This is a genomic window from Paenibacillus tyrphae (genome assembly GCF_000722545.1).
Classification (GTDB): domain Bacteria; phylum Bacillota; class Bacilli; order Paenibacillales; family NBRC-103111; genus Paenibacillus_G; species Paenibacillus_G tyrfis.
The window spans coordinates 1-4010 of the sequence record NZ_JNVM01000089.1 but is presented as its reverse complement, the minus strand read 5'-3'; the positions used below and the strand labels follow the sequence as shown (position 1 = coordinate 4010).

At 46.9% G+C, this 4010-nt stretch carries 5 protein-coding genes and 1 pseudogene; all 6 read left to right on the top strand.

What is annotated here, in order from left to right; all coding sequences use genetic code 11:
* Positions 1-236 (top strand): annotated as a pseudogene (locus tag ET33_RS35910) (NAD(P)H-dependent oxidoreductase); the annotation flags it as partial.
* Positions 237-380: 144 nt separating this feature from the next.
* Positions 381-1340: a sugar-binding transcriptional regulator gene (locus ET33_RS35905; protein ID WP_036694151.1), complete on the top strand. Its 960-nt coding sequence runs from the start codon at positions 381-383 to the stop codon at positions 1338-1340.
* 161 nt (positions 1341-1501) lie between these two features.
* The gene (locus tag ET33_RS35900; protein ID WP_036694149.1) at positions 1502-1879 is read left to right on the top strand and encodes a transcriptional regulator GutM; all 378 of its coding nucleotides are present in this window, start codon (positions 1502-1504) and stop codon (positions 1877-1879) included.
* Between the two features lie 144 nt (positions 1880-2023).
* A complete protein-coding gene (gene srlA / locus ET33_RS35895) occupies positions 2024-2554 on the top strand; it encodes a PTS glucitol/sorbitol transporter subunit IIC (protein ID WP_036694147.1) in 531 nt (176 codons plus the stop codon).
* A gap of 20 nt (positions 2555-2574) precedes the next feature.
* Entirely contained in the window at positions 2575-3588 is a 1014-nt protein-coding gene (gene srlE / locus ET33_RS35890) for a PTS glucitol/sorbitol transporter subunit IIB (RefSeq protein WP_036694145.1), read from the top strand.
* A gap of 23 nt (positions 3589-3611) precedes the next feature.
* Positions 3612-3977, top strand: coding sequence for a PTS glucitol/sorbitol transporter subunit IIA (locus ET33_RS35885; RefSeq protein WP_036694141.1), 366 nt, complete (start codon positions 3612-3614; stop codon positions 3975-3977).
* Positions 3978-4010: the final 33 nt, after the last annotated feature.

Sequence of the window (4010 nt, the reverse complement as noted above, 5' to 3'; positions counted from 1 at the left end):
CAGGAGACCGCTTGGACGGCATTGGCGGATTTACGGTGTACGGAAAAATCATGACGGCGTCGGATGCGGAGAAGCTGAAAGCGCTGCCGATCGGGCTGGTGCAGGCGCAGACGGTGAACAGGGCGGTGAAGGCTGGAGAGGTCATTACGTACGATGCCATCGAGCAAACCAACCCTTCCGTCATTTGGGAGCTGAGAAAGCTGCAGGATCAAGCCCTCCTCTCGGGAGGGTTGTGAGTAGGGCAATTATTTTATTTATTTAATGGGGCAATCCACCTTTTTAGTTAAAGCGGACTAAAAAAGGTGGATTTTTTTCACGAATGGCATCCATCCTATATTATGTTATAATCAAATTTAGATAAAGAACGATGGGATTGATCAATGATGACCGATGGTGAAAAAAAGTTTTTGCTCAAGATTTGCCGAATGTACTATTTCGATGAATTAACTCAGGCGGAAATTGCCAAAAAAGTCGGCGTGTCCAGACCCATTATTTCCAAGGGGCTTCAGAGGGCTAGAAGCGAAGGGTTAGTAGAGATTATTATTCATGACGATGCATTTCATACGATTGATTTGGAACAACAAATTGAAAACGCTTTTTCAGTAGAGGACGTTATAGTCGTTCCTACTGCGGAGCTGCCGCCTGAAATAGCTAAAAATGCATTGGCTAAAGAAGCGGCTTCCTATGTGGTAAAGCAACTGAAAGACGTTGCCAAAGTGGGAGTTTCATGGGGAACGAGCTTACACAGTCTCGTCAAAGAATTTCCCGGCGAGCATCATGAACATTTGAAAGTAATCCCTTTGGTAGGAGGCATGGGATCCAACAGAATCGAGCTTCATTCCAATCAAATTGCTTACGAATTATCCAAAAAATTAAATTGCAGCTGCGAGTCGCTGTATGCGCCGGCTATCGTGGAAAGCGAAAAGTTTCGTGAGCTTTTGCTCCAAACGCCAGCCGTCTCGGATGTTCTGGAAGAAGCGAGAAAAATCGATTTGGCCATTGTGGGGATCGGTAATCCTTTTATTCGCTCTACCATGGAGGAGATCGGGTATATAGGCAAAGAGGAGCTTAAAAATATGGAACAAGCCCGGGTGGTTGGGGACATCAACTCTTGCTTTGTACTTGCCGACGGAAGCATTGCCAAAAATACGATCAACGAACGCGTGATCGGGATTAACGTGGAAGAGCTAAGGAATGTAAAAAAGGTTGTTGCCGTCACGGAAGGAATTCATAAAGTGGACAGTATTTTGGCAACACTAAGGGGAGGCTACATCAATACGCTTATTACCGATGAGCGAACCGCTTCCGAACTGGTGAAGAAATTGAACGATGCTAAATGATCTCGCAGAACGAATGAATTGGGGTGCTTATACGGCACCCTTTTTTTCTTAAAGTCGGAAGCGGAGAAAAATTATTCTGATTGACACCAAAAATGAAAGCGGTTTATAATACAAATGTAAAGAGTACTGACAAATGTAAAAAGCAAAATGAGGTGGGGTAAATGCAATGGTGGAACTCGGCTATCGTGCTGTTCGTGACCGCGTGGTTTCTCCAAATTGCACTTAGTTACGTTCAGTCCAAACATTATCAGCAGACTGTAAGAATGATGTCGAGTCAGGGATCAGGTTTTTTGGGCGTTGGAGTTGCCAAGCGCAGGCTCGGGATCGGTTCCGTCGTCGTCTTGGTAACCGATTCGAATTGCGTCGTTACGCAAGCGAAAGAATTAACCGGCGTGACTGTATTCGGACGATTTAAACAAGCGCATGAATTCGTGGGCCGCACGGTTCACGAGCTGCTAGCGCTTTCTTCCAACGAATCGCGTTTGCACGCTGTGCGAATGGCGGCGGAAAAAATCAAACAACAGCTGGAGGAAAGCTAAGCGAATGCTTCCGAAGCAGTTTTGTTGCGAATAATATTCGAAGAAGCACCGCTCCACAAAACTAAGCGAATGCTTCCGAAGCAGTTTTGTTGCGAATAATATTCGAGGAGGCATCGCTCCACAAAACTTTTAGGAGGGAACCACATGGAATTTTTAGTGCATATAGCCGAAGGCTTTATCGGGATGTTTCAACAAGGAGGAAAAACGTTTGTCGGCTTGCTGACGGGAATCGTTCCGACACTGATCTGCTTGATTACCGTCATTAATGCGCTCATCAAGTTTGTGGGCGAAGAGCGAATTAATAAATTTGCGCAAAAAACGACAAAATATGCGGTATTGCGTTACACGATTTTCCCGATTCTCGCGGTGTTCTTTATGACAAATCCGATGTGCTACAGCTTCGGCAAATTTTTGCCCGAGCGTCAAAAACCGGCTTTTTATGATTCCGCCGTATCCTTTGTTCACCCGATTACCGGATTGTTCGCCCACGCCAATGCATCGGAGTTGTTCGTGTATCTGGGCATTGCCAACGGCATAACGGCTTTGAACCTTTCTCTGGGACCGCTCGCCATTCGTTATTTTCTGGTCGGCATAGTGGTCATCTTAATTCGCGGCTTGGTGACGGAATGGATCACGGCTTCCATGATGCGTAAAAGAGAATCGCAAGCTCTTTAATTTCGAAAGGAGATGAAACTATGGCTAACTATAAAGCAGTCAAAGTTGCGAAAGGAACCGGAGGCTGGGGGACGGGGCTCGTGATCCGGCCGGACGAGAAAAAGAAGTATATTGTTTCCGTTACCGGCGGCGGTATTCATCCGGTAGCTCAAGCGATTGCAGATTTGACCGGCGCAGAGGCCAAAGACGGATTCAGCACCTCCATCGAAAGCGATGAGATGGCATGCGTAGTGATCGATTGCGGCGGTACAGCCCGATGCGGCGTTTATCCTAAAATGGGCGTGCTGACGCTGAATATCCACCAAACTTCGCCTTCCGGACCGCTCATGAGGTTTATTAATGAAGACAATTTCGTTTCGGGAGTCAATGTAAATTGTATATCGGCGTTGGATAGCAGCGAAGCGGCTGTACCGTCCGGCACTGACACTGCGAGCTCCAAAACGGTTAAGGAAATCAAAGAAGAAGCCAAAGCGAGGGCAAAGGAAGTATATCCGCAAAATCAGAAGTCCAATTTAATTATGAAAATCGGACGGGTCATGGGCAATGTGGTCAGCGTGTTTTACCAGGCAGGTAGAGAAACGATGGAGATGGTGCTCAAAAATATTTTGCCTTTCATGGCTTTTGTGAGCGCTATCATGGGGATCATTCTTTATACCGGCATCGGCGATGTCATCGCTAAATTTGTTACTCCTTTGGCCGGTACGTTTATTGGCCTCGTCATCCTTTCGATCATTTGCGCGATTCCGATTTTATCGCCTATGCTCGGACCGGGCGCAGTCATTGCGCAAGTCGTAGGCGTGCTTGTCGGTTCGGAAATCGGCAAAGGGAACATTCCCCCGCAAATGGCATTGCCTGCGCTGTTCGCCATTAATCCGCAGGTAGGATGCGATTTTGTCCCTGTCGGCTTAACGCTCGGGGAAGCCAAGCCGGAAACGATTGAAGTCGGCGTTCCTGCAGTGTTGCTTTCCAGACAAATCACCGGACCGATTGCCGTGCTGATCGCCTATGTGTGCAGCTTTGGCCTTTATTCTTAAACAAATAAACGGAGGTGTTTTCGTTGCAAACTTTATATGACGCAACCATTACAGGAATCGGATCGGACGTGCCTTTGATCGCAGAAGAAAACGTTTTGATTTTCTTTGATGAAAAAGCGCCGAAAGAATTGCATGATGTCGCTGTTCTTCATAAAAACGGAGGCCTTTCGGGCGAAGTTAAGGCGGGAGACAAATTCGTCCTTGACGGAGCGGAGTTTCGGATTGCATTTGTCGGCGATACGGCCAATTCTTCGATACGGGAGCTGGGTCACTTTACCGTTAATTTTACCGGCAATACGTCAGAAGCTCTGCCTGGAACGATCTATGTGGAGGCGGCTTCGATTCCCGAAATTGAGTCGGGCGCTATTTACCGTTTTATTAGAGACTAGATAGAAATTGAGGAGGGGAACCATAATGAACAT